Origin of the sequence: Stenotrophomonas maltophilia group sp. Smal12 (assembly GCF_037079935.1) — a bacterium.
Lineage (GTDB): Bacteria > Pseudomonadota > Gammaproteobacteria > Xanthomonadales > Xanthomonadaceae > Stenotrophomonas > Stenotrophomonas sepilia.
This window is the reverse complement of sequence record NZ_JBAWUK010000067.1, coordinates 1-18403: the sequence shown is the minus strand read 5'-3', so window position 1 is coordinate 18403 and position 18403 is coordinate 1. Positions and strand designations below refer to the sequence as shown.

Sequence of the window (18403 nt, the reverse complement as noted above, 5' to 3'; positions counted from 1 at the left end):
TACATCGAGATGTTCTACAACCCGATCCGCCGGCATGGTTCCGCTGGCGGCGTGTCACCGGTAGAGTTTGAAAGGCGCTACGCGCAGAGCGGCAACTGAGTGTCTACAGAACTCTGGCCGGTCCACTCGGCAGGCCGGACCACGCCGCATGCACCGCAGGAACCACGTGCTCCAGCGAATCGCTCTTGCTCACGATGCACGTCACCCCGGCGGCCTGGATGGAGCGCAGGACCAGCGGACTCTCCATGCCGGTGAGCACCACCAGCTTCAGGTTGGGAAACCGCCGCTGGAGGAATCTGAGCAGGGTCACTCCGTCGCCGTAGCGTCCGTTCGGCATCGAAAAGTCACAGACGGCCACGTCCACCGATGCGGCGCTCAGCAGCGCAACCAGTCCGGTCGAGTCGCTGGCCAGGCCAGCGACCGCGATGCCGGGTTCGGAGCGCAGCAGCATTTCCATGCCGGCCAGCATCACGGGATGGTCGTCGGCAACGACCAGGCTCAAGGCCATACAGTCATCCTCTTGGTTGCAGGTATCGCCAGGCATGCCAACACGCGGTCGCCTGGCCTATAGTTGCGGCGGCGGGTCGCCGGTGTGGCGGGCCAACTTCAGCGCGGGGCTGTTGCATGTCTCATCCGATCATTCGTGTAGCCATTGCAGACGACCACCCGGTCATCCGCATGGGAATCGAGGCCGCAATCGATGCGGTTCCCACGCTGCAGTGCATTGGAACGGCGTCCGACTCCTCGGAGCTGGTGGCGCTGCTGGACAGTACCGCATGTGATGTCGTGGTGACCGACTACGCCATGCCGGGCGGCACGCACGGCGACGGCCTCGCCCTGCTGGATACACTCCGCGAACGCTACCCCGACCTGCGTGTGATCGTGATGACGGGCATGGACCAGCCGGTGGTCATCCAGTCACTTTATCAGCGCGGCATCACCCATATCCTCAGCAAGGCCGATGACACCAGCCATGTTCCGGCGGCCATCGCTGCGGCGTGGGCCAACCGGCGCTACCTCTCGCCGTCGGTCGCGCAGATCTTGCCACACCATGCCGCAGCGTCAAGGAAGATAGCGCTCTCGCCACGGGAACGTGAAGTGCTGACGCTGTTCGTGTCGGGGCTTGGCATCAACGAAATTGCCGAGCGCCTGGACAGGCGCAAGCAGACCATCAGCACGCAAAAGCGGATCGGGATGGCCAAGCTGGGCATCGACAAGGAAGCCGATCTCTTCAAGTTCGCGACGGAACTCGGCCTGCGTTCAAACGGCCCCGATCCGGACTGATCGGCGTTCGCTCACGAGCCGTCCGGCAGGCCCTCCCGATAGCTGTCGATGAGCGCGGACAGGGACGCGAGAAGCGCCTGCAGCTCGGCTTCATCCACCGTGTCGTGCTCGCGCAGGCGGTGCTCCACAGCACCAAAGCGCTCACCTAGCGGACGCTCCCCCATCATCAACAGCACGCCCTTCAGGGAATGGACCTTGTCCAGCAGCGCGGCCTGCTGCCCTTCCCGCAGCGCGGCGGCAAGGACGTCAAGATCACGCGCGCCGCTTTCCACGAACAGGGCCCGAAGTTTCAGCGGCAGCCCCTCCCCCGCGGCCGACGGGGACGCCCTGCGGTTGCTGGGGGGAACATAGCGGGACAACGCCGCCGACAGCCGTTCCAGATCCAGGGGCTTGAGCAGCAGCCCATCGATGCCCGCCTGCCGGCAGCGCTCCCGCTCGCTGGCCAGTGCGGTTGCGGTGATCGCCAGGATCGGCACCTTATCCCCGCGTGCACGCAGCGCCTGGGCCAGCTCGTAGCCGTCCATCACCGGCATGTTGATGTCGGTCAGCACGACGTCCCAGCTGGCTGACGGCCACAGGCTCAGCGCGGCCTGGCCATCCTCGGCGGTGCCCACATGCCAGCCGAGCTCCTCCAGCTGCTGCTGGATCAGCTCGCGGTTCACCGGATTGTCCTCCACCAGCAGCACCCTTCCCCGTCCCGCCGGCGGCCGTGCCTGCGCGGCGACCGGCGATGGCGCTTCCGCTCCCATCGCATCCTGCAGCAACGCGCGCAGCAGCGCCCGGCTGGAATAGCTGGTGACGTGCACGCCATCAGGACGGCGTTCGGGGGCCAGGGGGCCGCTCGGGTACGCGCGCACCAACCGGGCGTGGAGGCTGCACAGCGCCTGCTCATCCTCCTCCGGCCATGCGCGGCGCTCGCCGAAAATCAACAGCGTTGTCGTTGCGGCATCGGCGGGCAGCGCGGCCGGACGATCAAGGACGGTCAACCCCGCGCCCCAGCGCTGCAGGACCTGCCCGATTTCCTGCCGCCACTCCGGCGCTGCGGAAAGCAGCGTCACGGTGGTGCCCGACAGCGGCTGGTCACCGCCATGCGGCGCATCGACAGGGTGAACCGGCACCTCCAGGGTGAACACGGTGCCGACACCCAGCGTACTTTCGGCCTGGATGCTGCCGCCCAGCAGATGCGCAAGTTGCCTGCACAGCGCCAACCCCAGCCCGCTGCCACCGTAACGCCGGGACACGCTGGCATCGCCCTGCTCGAAGGGACGGAACAGATGCGCAAGCTGCTCGTCGGACATGCCAATGCCGGAGTCCACGACCCGCAGCCGCAGCACGCTCTGGTTCGGCTGCAGGCAGTTCCCGAGCCCGGCGTGCAGCGTGATGCGTCCGGACTCGGTGAACTTCACCGCGTTGCTCAGCAGGTTGTTGATGATCTGCCGGATGCGATGCGCATCTGCCTGGTAGGCATCCTCAAGCTCGCCATCGATCATATAGAACAGCTTCACGCCCTTCTTGTGCGCCTCGGGCGCATACAGCAGCGTGGCCTGCTCGATCAGTTCACGAACGTTGAAGTGAGCCGGGTCGATATCCAACTGCCCGGCCTCGATCTTCGAGAAATCGAGCACATCACTGATGATCGCCATCAGTGAGTCCGCCGACAGCCGGATGCGCTGCACGCGCTCCTGCTGCGCAGGCTGCAACGGTGAGCGTGCCAGTAGTTCCAGATGGCCGAGGATGCCGTTGAGCGGTGTGCGGATTTCGTGACTCATGGTGGCGACGAAGGCGCTCTTCGCCCGGTTGGCCGCCTCCGCAGCGGCGCGGGCATCCTCGGAATCGCGACTGGCGCGCTCCAGGGTCTGCTGCAGTTCCATCTGCGCCGTGACATCACGCAGCGCGCAGACCCACACGGTCTGGTCGCGATAGCGTGCGATGGCCAACGCCACCTGAAGCTGGATCGGCGCTGCACCCGCGTCGTGCAGCGTCCAGTTGAACTCCTTGCGCGCACCGGGCAAGGCATGCGCCTGCTCTACCAGCGCGGCATAGAGCGCCGGGGTCGTCGAATAGCCCGCCGGCTGCGTCGCCAGTTCGCGTGCGACCTGGTTCTGCAGAAGGGGAGCACCATCATCGCAGCTGAGCAGTGCCAAGCCCACCGGCGCCGTGCCGATGATGGTCTGGCTGAGCGCTTCGCTTTCGTAGACGCGCGATGCCTCGGCCAGGGCCGGCGCCATGACCTTGCGCTCCACCCGCCAGAGCAGCAGCCAGAGCGCTGCGATGATCGACAGTGCCGTCAGCAGCCGCGCAACGATGGCCATCCCCTGGTCGCGCCACAGCGCGCTCCAGTCGTAAAGACGCGTGAAGCGCCAGTCCGTCCCTGACAGCCCCCCGCTTACCGCAAACAGATGCTGGAAGGACAGCCGTGTCACGTTGCGTGTGTCCTGCTGCGCCAGCAGCGGGCCGAGCGCATTGGCCTCCCGGCTGAGGGGGCCCTTTGCCAGCACCACTTCACCGGTGGGCCCGGTCAGCAGATAGCTGTCGGCGGCGGTCGCCTCCAGGCGCGAGCCGATGCTGCTGATCGGCTCGAAGGTGACCCGCCGGAAATAGGGCGTGGTGCCCTCGGCCAGGGTGAGAATGCCCACCAGCGAGGGCCGGCCATCCAGCGGGTTGCGGCCGAACAGCGAGGCCAGGCGATGGCCCCTAGCGGCGCTTTCCATCGGACCGGGGTCTGGAGATTGCAGCGGTGCTTGGCGCTCGATGCCCTTCAACAGTGCGAACGCCTGTGCCCGCGAATCTGCGCGCAGCCCCCGCAGCAGCTGCGCCTCGTCAACCACGCCGGGCAGTGCCATCAGCCGCGCCTGCGGGTCATAGCCATACACCATGGCCGGGCTGCTCCCCTGCATCGAACTGATCGCCGCAGTCGTGTACAGCGAGTACTGATAGATCATGCCCAGATAGGCTTCCAGCTCAGGCTGTGGCATCGGCCGCTCGGGATCGCCCAGCACCAGCCACGGCACCGATGCCGGACCTTCTGCCCGGACCACCGTTCGCATGTCCTGCGACAGGTAGTTGGCCACCATCGGCCGACCCAGGCGCCGCAGTTCTTCCCGCTGCCCGCTCCACATCACGTCGTTGGCGTTCACGCTTCCTGCATAGGCACGGTCACGTTGCACCAGGAAGTAATCGATCGCGCCGCGGGCCTCGAAGAACTTCTGGCGCTCGCGGTCATGGAATTCGCCCACGCCGGCAAAAATGCTCACCGCTTTGGTCAACAGCACCAGCAACGTGATCAGCCCCCCTCCCCCTAACAGCAGCCGGCGCTGTGAACGGTGGAGTGCCTGCAACGGGGCGGAAGGCAACTCAGGCGAGGCCGGAGGCATGGCATTCCCGCGCACGGGCAAGGGGGTGGCCATGAATCTAGTGCATGCCCCTTTCCACCGCCAGTGTCGGCACGCCCCGCTGCGAGGAAACCAGCAGGGCCTGCAGCAGGCCATCACTGGAATAGCAGGACACGCGCCACGCATTTCCCCGCACCTGCGGCTTCAGCGGACCGTCGGCAGATACCAGGATCACCCGCCGCCGTCCCGCCCACGACGCCACTTCCGTCCGCGCGGGACTTCTCTCGAATGCAACGAGCGGAACGTGCGCCTCCCAGTGTTCGGCGGGCCAGGCGTCGGCCTCGCTCACGATGATCACGGTGGCGCCCCAGCGTTCAAGCCGGCGCCGCAGCTCGTCCCGCCACCCGCTGGCCGAGGAACTCAGGAGCACCGAGCGGTCAGCCAAGGGCAGCGTCCCGGCAGCCGGAACCGCCTGGACCGGTATGCAGAAGGTGAAGACACTGCCGACGCCGGGCGTGCTGCTGGCATGGATGGTGCCCCCCATGCAGCTGCTCAGTTCACGGCACAGTGAAAGCCCCAGCCCAGACCCGCCAAAACGGGTGATGATGCTGGCGTCCGCCTGCACATAGGGCTGGAAGAGCCTTGCCATCTGCGTCTCCGTCATGCCGATGCCGGAGTCGATGACCTGCAGCTGCAGCTGGGAACCGTCCGTATCGGGCACCCAGTCAGCCCTCAGTTCGACACGACCGGACGGGGTGAACTTCACTGCATTGCTGACCAGGTTGCGCAGGACCTGCTCGACGCGTGCCTGCGGCCCGACCAGCCTGGCCGGCACTGCATCATCGACCATGACGTCCAATACCAGGCCCTTTGCTTCGGCCAGTGGCGAGAACAGCAGCGCGACCCGCTCCAGCAGCGTCACCGGTTCGAAGGTCTCCGCAACCAGGTCCAGGTGCCCGGATTCCGCGCGGGAGAAATCCAGCACGTCGTTGATGATCTGCAGCAGCGAGTCCGCAGCCTGGGTAATCCGCCGAAGCCGTGCCTGCTGGTTGTCGTCCAGCGCAGAGCGGCCGAGCAACTCCAGGTGACCCAGGATGCCATGCAACGGCGTGCGGATCTCGTGGCTCATGGCCGCCAGGAAGCGGCTCTTTGCGCGGCTGGCGGCCTCCGCCGACTCGCGCGCCTGCTTCTGCTGCTGCTCCAGTTCGATTCGCGCACTCAAGTCGCGCACGGCGCACAGCAGTACCATGCGCCCTTGATAGCTGGCACTGGTCGCCCCCACCAGCAGCACGACAGGCGCCTGGCCCTGGGGATCCGGCACCGACACCTCGAACTCGGCGATGGTGGTATCAGGCAGCAGCAGGATCGCCGAGGCCTGGTCGACCATGCGGGCATAGAGCATGGCGCCGCGTCGCTCGGCGGCGGCGGCGAGCTGACGCATCATGTCGTTCTGCACCACCGGGTCACCGCTGTGGCGATCGAGCAGGCACAGTCCCACCGGTGACAGCTGGATCAACGCGCGGCTGAGCTGTTCGCCCTGGTAAACGCGCGCGGCGCGTGCCAGCGCGGGCCCGAAGGCGCGCCAATGCAGCCAGGCCAGCAGCGTCCAAAGACCCAGCAACAGGCCGAACGCCAACGACGCGGCGGCGATGTACAGGCGTTGCCCATCGGCAATGACATCGGCGATGCAGTACGTGCTGACCAGTGCCCAGTCAGCCTCCTCGATACGGACCACCTGGAAGAAGCGCAGCCCTTGGCGGAAGGTGACCAGCGTGCGCCCCTTCTGCTCCGCGTCCAGAAGATGCCGGGTCACCTCGCCCAGATCCAGCGCTTTGGGGCTGCCGGTGCCCGCCACCACGCGGCCGTCGCCAGTCAGCACGAACGACACGCCACCGTCGGCGATGCGCATTGACCGGGACAGCGGTGCCGTTGATTCCAGCGTGACGAACGTACCGATCACCGTGGCACCGTCACGCGCCACCAGGGCACTGGCGATCGCCGGAGCCCCCGACACCGGATGGCGCACCAGTTCCATCCGGGTGGCGTGCGTGCCATACGCCTCCGCGTCGTCGACGCCGGTGCGGGACAGCGCCGCGAGCCGACCGATGAGCTGCGCACGGTCCTTTTCTCCCGTGGCCGACAGAAGATGCTGTTCGCTCATGCCCTCGCCCAGTACCAGCAGCTGGCCGCGCGGATCAAGAAAGAAGCTCGACTCCGATTCGCTGGACCGGCCGCCGGCGCCGCCCAGCCGGCGGATGATCGACAGCGAGTGCGCCAGCATGAGATAGCGATCCAGACGGTCAACGGGCCAGGCATCGGTGCCGGCACCCAGCACCGTCTGCGGCACGCTCTCGGTGCCAGCGGTCATGACGGCCCGCTGTCCGGCACGCAGATAGTTGGCACGGTCCACTTCCAGCGTCCGCGCATCATTGTCCGGGCGATGCCGCCAGGCGTACTCGGCCATGCTCAACAGCCGAAGGTGGGCCGCATCCGACGCCGCCAAGTGGGCCTCGACGATGGCAAGGCTGCGCTGCAGCGCTTCCGACCGCCGCGCCGCAAAGCCATCTGCGTGGAACAGCGCCAGCGCGATCAGCCCGGCCACGATAGCGACGCTGAGCAGGCAGCCGCCGCCCAGCAGCACGCCGCGCTGGTACTTGCGGAGCGCAGCGAGGTCGCAATCGTCGGTAGCATCAGGCGAGGCGTCCTGGCGCAGGTGTGCGGAGCGGAAGAAACGGAACATTGTTGCTGTGGATGCGCCCGCCAAGGAACATGCGGGCCATACCGGAGAAAGTGAAAGGGAGCGGCCACCCTATCGGCCCCTGGCAGACAGCCACATAGGACGCGGCTGACTTTCTGCCGCGCTGTGGCGCAACGCGGCCGCACGGCTGGCGTGGGTGCGTGGACGTCCGTGTCACGCTTCGGATCCCCCGCGGAATGGGCGTCGTCCGATGGGCTACCGCACCACGCTGGCTGACGATACGCGTTCGACCCTCTTTGTTTCCCAGGCATCTCCATGGCAGATCTTTCCCGACACACCCTCATCTACACCGAGTACGGCCACTGGAATGTCATGCGCGGCCGTCAGCTGCTTGGCGGCCGTACCTGCCTCGCAGAGGCGCTGGCCCTCCTGGACTACTTCCACCGGCTGCAACGGGCCGAAGCGCTGCATTCACCCGCGCAGCCGGGAGCGGATCGATGAGTGCCGTGCCAACGCTGCTGGTGAGTGTCCTGGCATCCGCCCACCATGGCTGGAGCCGGTGGCGCAACCGCATGCTTGCCGCCGTCGACCACGATGCCGTCATCGCCAACGTGAGTGACGGTGGCGGGCTCAGCCCGCGCTTCACGTTCATGGCAGTGATGTCCTGCGGTATCGCGATCCTGGGGCTGCTTCAGTCCTCCGGGGCCGTCGTGATCGGTGCGATGCTGATCTCGCCGCTGATGGGCCCCATCGTGCAGCTGGGTTTTTCGCTGTGCGTGGTCGATTTCCGGATGATGGGCCGTGCACTGCTTGCGCTGCTTGTGGGCATGGCGCTGGCGCTGCTGACCGCCATGTGCATCGTATGGCTGTCGCCGCTACGCGAGGCGACCAGTGAGATCCTTGCACGCACGCAACCCACCCTGTTCGACCTGCTGGTGGCGCTGCTGTCAGGGCTGGCCGGCGGCTACGCAGTGATTACCCGGAAGGGAGAGTCCATTGTGGGCGTTGCAATTGCGACCGCCCTGATGCCGCCGTTGGCAGTGGTCGCGTTTGGGCTGGCGACGGGCGACATGCGCGCGGCTGGGGGCGCGATGTTCCTTTTCATGACCAACCTGCTGGCGATTGCCCTGAGCGTGACACTGATTGCCAAGTGGTACGGGTTCGGGATGGAGAACTCACCTCGCCACACCGCCTGGCAAGCGGGGGTGATCGCCACCACGTTCATTCTGCTGGCGCTGCCGCTGGGACTGGCCCTGCGCGAGATCGGGCAGCAGACCTGGGCCGCAAACCAGGCCCGCGCCGTGGTTACCCGGTACCTGGGCGATCGCCGTGCGTCGATTGAACACATGTCCGTGGTGCGTGCCGAGCATCGCTATGTCATCGACGTGGTGGCGCTGGTCCCGGCCTATATCAACAATGCCCAGGGCAATCTGGCAGGTCGGCTGTCCGCGCGGCTGGCGGCCCCGGTATCCCTGCGCGTCAGGCAGACCCTGGAGGCCAACGAGGACGGACTGCGCAACCGGGCCGATATCGATGGCCTGCGGCTCAACGTTGCCAGCCTGTCCGCCGAGACCCGGGCGCTGCGTGTCGAGATGGATGAGATCGTGGCGGAACGCTCACGCGTGCTGCGTGAGGAAAGCGCTGCACAGGAGCAGGGCGATGGATCGCACAGCGCGGACAGCCTCCGCTAGCGAGGCGCCGCTGCGCGCAGCAGCCCTGTCCTGCGCCTGAAACGCGAGGGGACGGCCCCGGGTGCCGTCCCCCACCCGCGTGATCAGTTGTACGTCATGGTTACCGTGATCGGTCGGCTGACCGTACCGGCCGATACCGTTGCGCGGCTCTGCACGAAGCGTGCGCGGAATGCGTGCGTCGCCGCAGCCGTGGCCATCTGGGCCGTTCCGCCAGGGGCGACGCGGGCCCCGCTGCTGGTGTACTGCAGCTCGACGCCGATGCCAGGCACACCCTGGAACAGCTGGGCATTGCTGGTGTCGGCAGTGCCATCGAAACGCAGGGCAACCCGGGTCACCAGCGGGTCACACTGGCTGACCACAACATTCACCGGCTGGAACGGCGAGGTATACGCGCCGGTGAACAGTGTTGCCTGATAGCTGCCCAGATTGACGTCGGCCACGGCGATGCGGCAGACGCCCGGCAGAATGGTGCCGGTGACGTTGAACGTGGTGGTCGTCTGCGCGGCCGCATGGCCCGCAGCGAACAGCGGGGCCAGCGCCAGCAGAATGGGAGGCAGGCGGAGGGCGACAGTGCACATCGGCTGCAGCCTCAGTTGTAGGTGAGCGAAACGGTGATGGGACGCGTCACGCGGCCCGCGCCCACCGTTGCAGCGGACTGCCGGAAGCGCGCACGGTATGGATACACGCCGGCGGCGGTGGTGTACTGGGTACGGCCACCCGGTGCAATCGGCACGTTGACGGCACCGACCATGCGCACCAGTTCGATGCCCACGCCGGGAACCCCCTGGAACAGCGACGCGTTGCTGCTGTCGGCCGCACCGGTGAAGGTCATGGCGACCCTCAGCACCTGCGCGTCGCAGTCGCTGACGGTGCCACTGAAGTCCACATAGGCCGTGGCATAGCTGCCGGTGAACAAGGACGCCTGATGGGACCCCAGATCCACATCGGGGAACGCGACCTTGCAGACGCCTGGCAGGATTTCACCGGACATCGTGAAAACCTGGCTGTCCTGCGCGTGCACTGTGGCAGCGCAAAGCAACAAGCTCAGGGAGAGAAGCGGACGGGACATGGGAGACCTCAGTTGTAGGTGACCTGGACAGTGATGGGGGTACGGACCGCGCCTGCAGTGACATTGCCGGTGCGGACCAGTAGCGCGCCGAGTGCGCGCTGGCCTGCGGCATCGCCGCCGGTGGGCCAGTCAAACGCGGGCTGGTTGGGTGCGTAGAGCGTGCCGGTGGCACTCTGCAGGCGGATGGCCAGCCCCTGCACGCCGCCCGTCGGCGGAATGGCGAAATAGCTGGCGTTGCTGCTGTCGGCGGCGCCGACGAAGCGGACGTGCAGGGTTCGCAGGTCATCGGTGCAGTTCTTGCGCTCCAGCACGAAGGCAACGGCAGGTGACTGCGTGCTGGTGGTGAAGTACGTTGCCTGGAACGTGCCCAGATCGACGTCCTGCACGCTCAGCTGGCAGGTCCCGGCCAGGAACCTGCCGGTGAAGCGGACGGTGAGGTCCGCCGCCGCCACCGGCAGGGCGGCCCCGCACAGCAGCGCCAGCAGCAGCCATCGTGCGTGCATGTCAGTAGTACTCCAGGGTAATGGTGGCGGCACCGTTCGCCTGTCCCGATGACGCGGCAGCGGCGTAGCGGGTATAGCGCGCACGCAGCATCAGCGTGTAGGAAGCGTTGTCGGTCTCGCTTAGCGCCAGTCCGGAATCACGCATGCTGCCAAAGCCCACCGACTCGTCGGCCGCGGTCCCTATCTGGATGCCGATGCCGGTCGCCGTGGTGTTCACGCCGTCGTTCTGCAGCATCATCACCGAGCGCGCGCTATCCGCCACGGCCGTGACCGGATCCACGCGGAAGCGGAGGGTGTTGTCGACGCGCCCATTGGCCGTCTGTACCGTTCCCGTGGTGAGGTTGCCGCGGTAGCGGCCGTAGAACGCCGGGCAATTGCTCAGCGTTACCGGTACGTTGACCCATTGTGTCCCGCTGCCAACGGCGGGAATCTCCGTCACGCGGTGATCGCCAAGATTCACCGAAATGTCTGCAGCGGTGCAGGTGCGTGCAACGATGGACAGCGAGCCTTGCACCCGCCCGTTCCAGAGCTGGAGCGCGCTGTTGGCGCCGGTCATGCGGTATTCGAAGCGCGGCAGGTTCGCGCCAGTGACCGTGCCGGCCGTTATCGGTCCGGTCTTGATCAGGCTGACACCGAAGGTCTGCAGTGGATACAGGAGCCAGATGGTATTTGGATCCGGAACGACCTGTTGCGTGGTGGTGATTGGAAAGCCTTGGCTCGCATTCCAGACCGCGACCCCAACCCCAGGGACATTGGTGTTGTAGACCGTGCCGTACTGAGGATGCACATAGCCGGAGGGTCCATAGGGCATGGATGTGAGCTGACGCACGCGATCAGCAGGGCCGGCAGTGCAGGTGACCTCGTTTGCAGGACCGGGTTGATAGCTGGCTCGGTACAACTCCGCACCGACAGGCACATCCGGGCCAACCGTTATGCTGCCCGACAGATTGGCAACGTTGGCGAGTGTGCCGGTCCCATTATGGAATCTGCAGTTCTGCGCAAGCGCAGGCGCTGCGGCCATCAACAGGACAAGCGCGATCAATCGCGCGACCAGAGGCATGCGAATCACGGTGCGTTCTCCTGGAAGGTGGTGGTGGTAACCCGGCGCGCGGGCGGCGCGTCACCGTTGGCATGGACGACGGGGGATCGGCATTGCGCGCTGAGCACGGCGTACTGGCCGCTGACAGGGCCGTCGGGAATCTGCACGTCCACCACGCACTGGTGGTCGGCGCCCTCGCCCCATTGCACCTGCACCGGCCCGGACGACTGAAGGCCACTGAGCAGCAGGCGGCTGCCCTGCCCCACCACGCCGACCGTGGCGCCGCTGGCATCGGTGGCCTCCGCGCCGAACGGCAACGGGCGGCCGTCTTCGGTCTGCGTGTCGACCATCAGCCCACGGCTGGCGCGCGTACTGAAATCGAGCTTCACCAGGGCGCCGGCACGCGGCGCCACCGCGCGTGCGGTTTCCTGCAGCTCCACGCTGTAGCCGGCCCCCTTGGGTCGAGCGAAATCGTGTTCAGCTGGTACGGCGTCAGGTACGGCACCACCGCAAACCCACGCCTGTCCACGCGGGATCCGCCACTGTTCTCCACCCGCATTCCCGCCGCGCCGGGCGCGTGCACCAGCGCGACCGTGTCGCCCAGCGGCGGCGACAGGGTCAGCCCACCCGCGTGGAGCACCAGCCCGCCCGACGCGCCAAGGCCCATCTGGGTATAGCCGGGCCCCCGGCTGAGATTGGCCGCCACCTGGCCGCGGACGCCGCGATAGCCGCCGTTGACGTCCAGGGCGTTGCCACCGCCGATACGCGCCAGTGACACGCCGTAATTGACTCGGTCGTCGCGGGCCCACAGTCCGCTGGCCGACAGCTGCGTGGAGGGATCGGCATTGTCGCTGCGGGTCTGGGTGGCATTGAGCTGTGGCGCACGGGGCGTGCGCCCCAGGGGCACCGACAGCATCAGCATCAGGCGATTGTCAGCCCGCGCCAACTGTGGACGCGGCGCGGCATCCGCGCCGGGAATGCGATCCTGCAGGAAGCCCGGCATGAAATCGATCGAATCGCGCGTGCGCTGGAAGTTCAGGCTGTAGCTCAGCGACTTCCACTGGTTGCTGTAGCCCACGCTCAGGTCAAGCTGGCGGCCTGCCGTGTTCCAGAAGTCGCGCCGCGTCCCGATGACGAACAACTGGCCACCGCGCTCCCCCAGGCGCTGGTTGACGCTCAGGTCCATGCGGTTGCGCTGGCGCGCCACCGCATCGATGCCAAGATCACGTGCCTGTGCGTCACGCAGGCTGGCCCAGTCGCGCACGCTCACGTAGCCACCCGTTGCATAGCGGTAGGCCGCGATGGCAAACGAGGTGCCGGTGCTGGCGATGCTTCGATTGTAGGCCACGCGGAAGCTGCTGCCGGACAGCTCAGGCAGGCCGCGTACACGGGCCTGTGACAACGACGCATCCATTGCCAGCGCGCCGAATCGTGTATTGACCGCACTACCGGCCAGCACCGAGTGGTAGTTGTCGCCCACCACGGCGCCGCCGTAGGCACTGACCACATTGGACAGGCCGCGCTGGTACTGCAGCTGCAGGACGTCCGGCGCATCGAGCAGCGAGGCCTCGGCAACACGACCGGCCGCTACCGACCACCGTGACTGGCCCGGACGCAGCAGTTGCGGCACCGCCGAGTACGGTAGCGTGAACCGCCGTGAGCGGCCGTCGGCTTCGACGACTTCCACGTCGAGATCGCCGGCATACCCGGTCGGGAACAGGTCGTTGATCTCGAACGGTCCAGGTGCAACGCTGGTTTCCAGCAGGACGTTGCCACGCTGGCGCACGATCACCCGGGCGTTGGTCTCGGCGATGCCACGCACTACCGGTGCGAAACCGCGCTGTGACTGCGGCAGCATGCGGTCGTCGCTGCCCAGGCGGGCGCCACGCAGGCGCACGCTCTCGAACAGGTCGCCCGCAGTGGACGTGTCGCCGACCATCAGCTGCGCCTTCCACGGCACGATGTCGTGCGTCAGGTAGGCGGCCGCTGACCGGTAGCGCTGCGACTGGCTGCCACCGCGCGTCATCGCGCCCTGGTGCACCAGCTGCCAGCCCGCCACGCGGCCCGAGGCGTTCAGGCCAAGGAACCCGGAGTAGGTCGGGGCAGCGCCATTGCTGTAGCGATAGACGTTGGCGTTGTAGCCCAGCGACAGCGCCGCCACGCCGGCATCCCACTCGCTGGGGTCGACATGGCCGCGCGCCTCGCTGCGCAGGTACAGCTGCGGCACCTGCAGATCCAGGGTCTGGCTGCCTGCATCGAAGGACGCCGTGGCACCGGGCACGCGCTCGCCCAGGTCACCACAGAAGGGTTCGTCCGGCCAGGCCAGGGCCGGCTGCCGGGCCTGGTCGGCGTGCAGGCGCTCCGGCGCAATGCCGTAGCGCTTCAGCGCGGCCGGGTCCAGGCACAGCCGCGAGACGCCGTCCACCTCGCGGTAGACAACGTCCGCACGCGCTTGCCACTGGCCGTTCAGACGCACGTCCCCCCGGTAGGTACCGGGCGCAACGTAGTCTTCCTGCGAGAACCGCTGCAGGTCCAGGCGCGAGGACGCCCCCACCGGCAGGAACGCGGCGTCGAACTCGACATCGTCCGGGCTTTCGTTGCCGGCGCTCGCGACGGCCGGGGCAAACAGGATGGCGGCCACCACACCCGGCAGGCGGGCGCGCTGGAACCGGCGGGCGCCGGCGGCCGGCGCCCGGGAACGGGCGTTCATGATGGATTCTCCGGCGGTGCGGTGCGGTGCGCGGCTCAGGGCTGCAATACGGCCTCGGTGGGAACCAGCGCGCCGAAGTCATTGATGACCGTAACGGCAGCCTTCAGCTGGCCCGACGGGCGCGCGCGTAGATCCTTCAGCGGGAACTCGGCCTGTGAGAACGGCGCGACCATGCCGCCGCCCTGCCCGCCCTGTTCCTGGCCGCCGACATTGAGGCTGACGTTGGCAAAGTTGACGTGGAACGGGGTCGGATTGTCGGCACGCAGAACCAGGCCGTCCTTACCGGCGTGCAGGGTCCAGCGCAGCTTCTGGTAAGCCAGCACCGGCTCCCCTGCCAGGTTCGACGGCCGGTAGAACACCTTGATGCGGGTGCGGAAGGCGAACTGCAGGATGTTGGCGCTGGCAGTGCCATTCTTCGGGGGGATTTCCAGCATGTTCAGCCAGTACAGCGTTTCCCGGTCGGCCGGCAGGCCCGCGCCGGTGAACATGATGCGGGTGGTCTGCTGCTTCTTCGGGTCCAGGCGGAACACCGGTGGCGCGACCACGAAGGGGGCTTTGGCGGTATCCGGCGTGGACTGGTCATCGCCATCATCCAGCCAGACCTGGACCAGCGTCGCGCGCTCGCCTTCATTGATGAACTTGAGCGTGACTTCCTTGTCCTGCGCGGGATAGACCACGCGGGTACCGCCGATCACGACCGACGCATGGGCCGCCGGCGAAGCCAGCGCGACGAGCGACAGCAATGCAGCAGCGATGATGCGATGGAGGGCGTTCATGGGTCACCTCGGAACGGGGAAGGAAGGAGGCCGCCAGCGCCTGCCGGCGACCTCCCGCGATCAGTTGTAGACAACCTTGTAGTTGACGTACGACTGCACGAAGCCCGGGGCCGCAGCGCCACCGTTGGCGACGTACTGGCTGGCCATGTCGATCGTGGCGGTGTTGTTGGTGATGGTCACCGGATCGGTCTTGAACGACGGATCGCGCAGGTCGACCACGGCATTCTTGTACTTCACCTGGATCTGGGTGTTGGCTGCCGGCGCGTTGGCTTCCTGGTTGCGCAGGTTGCCGTTGCTGGCGTCGACCTGGCCGGCAGCCGGGTCGAAGTACAGCTCGGCGACCTTGCCGTCCAGGCACGTGCCCTGGCCGGGGCCACCGATGATCAGCTGGAACGGGTGTTCACCGGCAACGTCGCCGGCTGCTGCCAGCTGGTTGGCCTGCACCGCGCTCATCGGAACGGTGACGTTGGTGGTGCCGATGGCGCCGGCGCCACCGGAAATGGTGCAGGTCAGGTCGGTGACTTCGCCGGTGAACTCGATGGTGCCCGAGCCATAGGACTGGGCGCTGGCGGCCGAAGCGGCCAGCAGCAGGCTTGCAGCGGAAGCGATCGGAATGAGCTTCATGATGGTGGTGTTCTTCTTCACAGATGTGATCCGCACGCGGGCGGCAAGAAACCACCGCCGCCGAAGCGGCGGTGGCCGGGGACGGATCGGACACTTGGGGAGAAGGTCCTGTCCGGCCAGCCGGTGCACGGCTGGCGGAGAGAATCCTAGGTAAGGCCCCCGGAGCGCTCTATCGGACTGCGCCTAGATTTGCCGCGCATGATTGTTAAGGGCCAACCACGAAACACGTGGACTGGCTCCCGTACGGCACAGGTCCACGACAGGGGTACGGTTGTAGCCGTGATAACGAGCCCTTATCGCGACTGAACTGGTTTGGCAGGCAGAACGGATTTTTGCGCAATCTCCAGCCTACTCACGTCGTCCACTGGCATAAGAACTGCAGCTTTCTGTACCGGGTCCCAAAGTACATAGCTATCACCCAAACGCCCCACTAGGCCCAGGCCGCCTTGCACCTTCTCATCAATAGTCACATTGACCGTGTACTTGCTGGCGCCAGAAGTGATCGCCTTGGCGCGCTCGAAGCCAAGCCAGTTTGACGAGATCGGGACATAGACAATCATCACGAGCGCATAGACCAGCCACGGCGAGTCCTTCACGGCGGCCGGCAACACTGGGGACAGGCGTACTGCCATTGCACATATGCCCGTCAGCGCCACACCTATCAAAACGGGCCAGGCATTGGTCCACCAAAGCAAGGCACCCATTCCAACAAGACAAAGAGCCAGGGTCAGCCACATCAGCAGATTGGCTTGGGACGGCGTCGCTGTCACCTTCCCCTCAACCCACCCTCCAAACAGCAGCGCAATCAGAATAAGGAACAACACCATGCCGATCCCCGCAAGCCCTGCCAGTGCAAGCTCACTCACCGCAACAAACTGAAAAGGATCCAGGCCGAAGTGACCCCAGTAAGCCTTCAGATAGAAAGCCCCTTGCACCAAGCCAAACGTAACCAGCGCCGAACCCCACCCCGCAACATCGGCCATGGTTAGCGTCTTCTGCGTACGTTCCATGTATCCCCTTCCGTCAATGCAGCCCCGCCACATAGTGGCATGCAGCGCTCGACCCTGCAGAACTCATCCTATTAACGTGACGCGTCACGCTCGATCGCTGCCACTCCATTGGCGCCCTACCCCTCCCCGACTATAGTTCCACCCCTCACAAGGACGAGGCGGCACACATGCCCTATATCGGAATCGGACTCCACGTACTGGCGGCCATCTACTTCGCGGTGCACGCCATCCGCTCGGGCCAGAACCTCTACTGGCTCATCCTGCTCTTCTCGTTCCCACTGCTCGGCAGCGTCGTCTACTTCCTGGCGATCTACTTCCCGGAAGTCCGCCACTCGCGGGGCGCCCGACAGGTCGTCCGTTCCGCCAAGCAGCTCATGGACCCGGGCCAGGACCTTCGCAACGCCCGTGCCGAACTGGCGCGCACGCCCACCGTGCAGAACCGGGTTCGCCTGGGCATGACGCTGCTGGATGCCGGCCAGGCGGAGGAAGCCAGAACCCTGCTGGAGCAGGCAGCCAGTTCGCCGCTGGGCGACGATGCCTACATCCTGACCGGCCTTGCCCGTGCCCGCCTCGATTCCGGGCAGCCCGAGCTTGCGGTGGAGACGCTGGACGGCCTGTTCGCACGCCACCCGGACGTGCGCCGCAAGCCGGAACAGACCCTGCTGTACGCGCAGGCACTGGCAACCGCGCAAGCCCCCGGAGCCCGCGCCGCATTCGAGCGCGCCCTGGAATGCGGAAACGATGCGGCTGCCCGCTGCCTCTACGCCGAATGGCTGATGGCGCAGCCGCAACCCGACGACCGCGAGCAGGCCCGCAGCCTGTTCGCCAGCATTATCGACGATGCCCAGCACTGGTCGCGCCACGCGCGCAGCCACAATGCCGCTTGGCTGGAGCGAACCAAGGCTGCGTTGCGAGGCTACTGACGACCCGGCAGCAGGTGACAGGCTCGAACACCGGGGCTTCAAGGGAACTATCGCAGCCGGCCTAGCGCGAGCCCAGCTTGGGGAAGAGCAGCTTGGGGGTTCCGATAAACAGCAGCCATGCACCCAGGGCCGCTCCGTAGGCGAGCACCGTTCCCACAAGGAATGTGCCGAAGAGGCTGCCGGTGAACAGCTGATACAGCCCTTTGCCGCGACCTGCAGCGCTGCCTCCAACAGTCAGCACGATGACCGGCAGCATGATCATTCCGCTGCAGAGGATCAGGGAGAACGCGCCCAGCAACCAGCGCTTGAGTGGCGGGTTCCATGGCATGGGGTAGCCTGCGAGCAGTCGCCTCATCCAAAGAAACAGTACTGGAAAGGCGATCAGGTACATCAATGCCACATACAACCAGGTTCGAGCATCAGCGCTGCCCGCTTCGAAGATGGCTCGCGGGTATACCCCTGTGCGATAGAGCGTTTCTGCGCTTGCCGCCAGCGCCGCGCTAATGATCAACGCAGGCTTGAACAGGCGCGACACCTTGCCCCATTGCGCGTTGCGTAGTTGCTGCCCGTCAGTCATGCCAGACATGAAACCCTTTTTGGGCGGATGCGTCCATGAGGTATGGACCGGCCAGCCTTTCGTAGACATCCGGTTGCCATAATTGATGGCAATGACCGAGGTGTTTATGGGCAACAGCAAGCAGTACACGGATGAGTTCCGGGCAGAGGCGGTGAAGCAGGTGATCG

General features: G+C 66.3%; 17 protein-coding genes. 4 read left to right on the top strand and 13 right to left on the bottom strand.

The annotated features are described in order from the left end of the window. Nucleotides 1–103: 103 nt before the first annotated feature. A complete protein-coding gene (locus tag WDC87_RS20070; protein ID WP_301655386.1) occupies nt 104–508 on the bottom strand; it encodes a response regulator transcription factor in 405 nt (134 codons plus the stop codon). A 116-nt stretch (nt 509–624) separates the two neighbouring features. Here WDC87_RS20070 and WDC87_RS20065 point away from each other — a divergent pair, with 116 nt between their 5' ends. Continuing rightward, nucleotides 625–1284: a response regulator transcription factor gene (locus tag WDC87_RS20065; RefSeq protein ID WP_252744713.1), complete on the top strand. Its 660-nt coding sequence runs from the start codon at nt 625–627 to the stop codon at nt 1282–1284. An 11-nt stretch (nt 1285–1295) separates the two neighbouring features. Here WDC87_RS20065 and WDC87_RS20060 read toward each other — a convergent pair whose 3' ends face one another. Both WDC87_RS20060 and WDC87_RS20055 read right to left on the bottom strand, forming a co-directional pair. Next, nucleotides 1296–4538: a hybrid sensor histidine kinase/response regulator gene (locus tag WDC87_RS20060; RefSeq protein WP_252744712.1), complete on the bottom strand. Its 3243-nt coding sequence runs from the start codon at nt 4536–4538 to the stop codon at nt 1296–1298. Between the two features lie 157 nt (nt 4539–4695). Continuing rightward, nucleotides 4696–7356: an ATP-binding protein gene (locus WDC87_RS20055; RefSeq protein ID WP_252744711.1), complete on the bottom strand. Its 2661-nt coding sequence runs from the start codon at nt 7354–7356 to the stop codon at nt 4696–4698. 273 nt (nt 7357–7629) lie between these two features. Here WDC87_RS20055 and WDC87_RS20050 point away from each other — a divergent pair, with 273 nt between their 5' ends. After that, nucleotides 7630–7815: a hypothetical protein gene (locus tag WDC87_RS20050; RefSeq protein ID WP_172412152.1), complete on the top strand. Its 186-nt coding sequence runs from the start codon at nt 7630–7632 to the stop codon at nt 7813–7815. Beyond that, nucleotides 7812–9005, top strand: coding sequence for a TIGR00341 family protein (locus WDC87_RS20045; RefSeq protein ID WP_252744710.1), 1194 nt, complete (start codon nt 7812–7814; stop codon nt 9003–9005). The genes WDC87_RS20050 and WDC87_RS20045 overlap by 4 nt, the downstream gene beginning before the upstream one ends. An 83-nt stretch (nt 9006–9088) precedes the next feature. Here WDC87_RS20045 and WDC87_RS20040 read toward each other — a convergent pair whose 3' ends face one another. The 9 genes from WDC87_RS20040 to WDC87_RS20000 form a co-directional block, all read right to left on the bottom strand. Continuing rightward, entirely contained in the window at nt 9089–9583 is a 495-nt protein-coding gene (locus WDC87_RS20040; RefSeq protein ID WP_252744709.1) for a hypothetical protein, read from the bottom strand. An 11-nt stretch (nt 9584–9594) separates the two neighbouring features. Then, nucleotides 9595–9996: a fimbrial protein gene (locus WDC87_RS20035; RefSeq protein ID WP_146260231.1), complete on the bottom strand. Its 402-nt coding sequence runs from the start codon at nt 9994–9996 to the stop codon at nt 9595–9597. 86 nt (nt 9997–10082) lie between these two features. Next, nucleotides 10083–10577: a fimbrial protein gene (locus tag WDC87_RS20030; protein WP_088497465.1), complete on the bottom strand. Its 495-nt coding sequence runs from the start codon at nt 10575–10577 to the stop codon at nt 10083–10085. 1 nt (nt 10578) lies between these two features. Beyond that, the gene (locus tag WDC87_RS20025) at nt 10579–11637 is read right to left on the bottom strand and encodes a fimbrial protein (protein ID WP_252744718.1); all 1059 of its coding nucleotides are present in this window, start codon (nt 11635–11637) and stop codon (nt 10579–10581) included. A 5-nt stretch (nt 11638–11642) separates the two neighbouring features. Further along, entirely contained in the window at nt 11643–12056 is a 414-nt protein-coding gene (locus tag WDC87_RS20020; protein WP_252744708.1) for a FimD/PapC C-terminal domain-containing protein, read from the bottom strand. Further along, the gene (locus tag WDC87_RS20015) at nt 12002–14326 is read right to left on the bottom strand and encodes a fimbria/pilus outer membrane usher protein (protein WP_252744707.1); all 2325 of its coding nucleotides are present in this window, start codon (nt 14324–14326) and stop codon (nt 12002–12004) included. The genes WDC87_RS20020 and WDC87_RS20015 overlap by 55 nt, the downstream gene beginning before the upstream one ends. A 35-nt stretch (nt 14327–14361) precedes the next feature. Beyond that, nucleotides 14362–15102, bottom strand: a complete 741-nt coding sequence (locus WDC87_RS20010) for a fimbria/pilus periplasmic chaperone (RefSeq protein WP_197638671.1) — start codon at nt 15100–15102, stop codon at nt 14362–14364. A gap of 60 nt (nt 15103–15162) precedes the next feature. After that, nucleotides 15163–15747 (bottom strand): fimbrial protein, encoded by a 585-nt coding sequence (locus WDC87_RS20005; protein WP_088476134.1) that lies wholly within the window; start codon nt 15745–15747, stop codon nt 15163–15165. Nucleotides 15748–16019: 272 nt separating this feature from the next. Further along, nucleotides 16020–16736, bottom strand: a complete 717-nt coding sequence (locus WDC87_RS20000) for a hypothetical protein (protein WP_252744706.1) — start codon at nt 16734–16736, stop codon at nt 16020–16022. 167 nt (nt 16737–16903) lie between these two features. Between WDC87_RS20000 and WDC87_RS19995 the strand changes: the two genes are divergently transcribed. After that, a complete protein-coding gene (locus WDC87_RS19995; protein WP_252744705.1) occupies nt 16904–17659 on the top strand; it encodes a tetratricopeptide repeat protein in 756 nt (251 codons plus the stop codon). Between the two features lie 61 nt (nt 17660–17720). Here the strand turns inward: WDC87_RS19995 and WDC87_RS19990 are convergent. Then, nucleotides 17721–18403, bottom strand: a 683-nt coding sequence (locus WDC87_RS19990) for a hypothetical protein (RefSeq protein WP_336331323.1), incomplete at its 5' end; no start/stop codon positions are given.

What these genes read in the sequence shown, in the direction of transcription:
- WDC87_RS20025 (WP_252744718.1), bottom strand. Translation starts at nt 11,637, where the DNA reads ATGCCTCTGGTCGCGCGATTGATCGCGCTTGTCCTGTTGATGGCCGCA.
- WDC87_RS20050 (WP_172412152.1), top strand. Translation starts at nt 7,630, where the DNA reads ATGGCAGATCTTTCCCGACACACCCTCATCTACACCGAGTACGGCCAC.
- WDC87_RS20065 (WP_252744713.1), top strand. Translation starts at nt 625, where the DNA reads ATGTCTCATCCGATCATTCGTGTAGCCATTGCAGACGACCACCCGGTC.
- WDC87_RS19995 (WP_252744705.1), top strand. Translation starts at nt 16,904, where the DNA reads ATGCCCTATATCGGAATCGGACTCCACGTACTGGCGGCCATCTACTTC.
- WDC87_RS20055 (WP_252744711.1), bottom strand. Translation starts at nt 7,356, where the DNA reads ATGTTCCGTTTCTTCCGCTCCGCACACCTGCGCCAGGACGCCTCGCCT.
- WDC87_RS20040 (WP_252744709.1), bottom strand. Translation starts at nt 9,583, where the DNA reads ATGTGCACTGTCGCCCTCCGCCTGCCTCCCATTCTGCTGGCGCTGGCC.
- WDC87_RS20015 (WP_252744707.1), bottom strand. Translation starts at nt 14,326, where the DNA reads ATGAACGCCCGTTCCCGGGCGCCGGCCGCCGGCGCCCGCCGGTTCCAG.
- WDC87_RS20010 (WP_197638671.1), bottom strand. Translation starts at nt 15,102, where the DNA reads ATGAACGCCCTCCATCGCATCATCGCTGCTGCATTGCTGTCGCTCGTC.
- WDC87_RS20070 (WP_301655386.1), bottom strand. Translation starts at nt 508, where the DNA reads ATGGCCTTGAGCCTGGTCGTTGCCGACGACCATCCCGTGATGCTGGCC.
- WDC87_RS20045 (WP_252744710.1), top strand. Translation starts at nt 7,812, where the DNA reads ATGAGTGCCGTGCCAACGCTGCTGGTGAGTGTCCTGGCATCCGCCCAC.
- WDC87_RS20035 (WP_146260231.1), bottom strand. Translation starts at nt 9,996, where the DNA reads ATGTCCGGTGAAATCCTGCCAGGCGTCTGCAAGGTCGCGTTCCCCGAT.
- WDC87_RS20030 (WP_088497465.1), bottom strand. Translation starts at nt 10,577, where the DNA reads ATGCACGCACGATGGCTGCTGCTGGCGCTGCTGTGCGGGGCCGCCCTG.
- WDC87_RS20000 (WP_252744706.1), bottom strand. Translation starts at nt 16,736, where the DNA reads ATGGAACGTACGCAGAAGACGCTAACCATGGCCGATGTTGCGGGGTGG.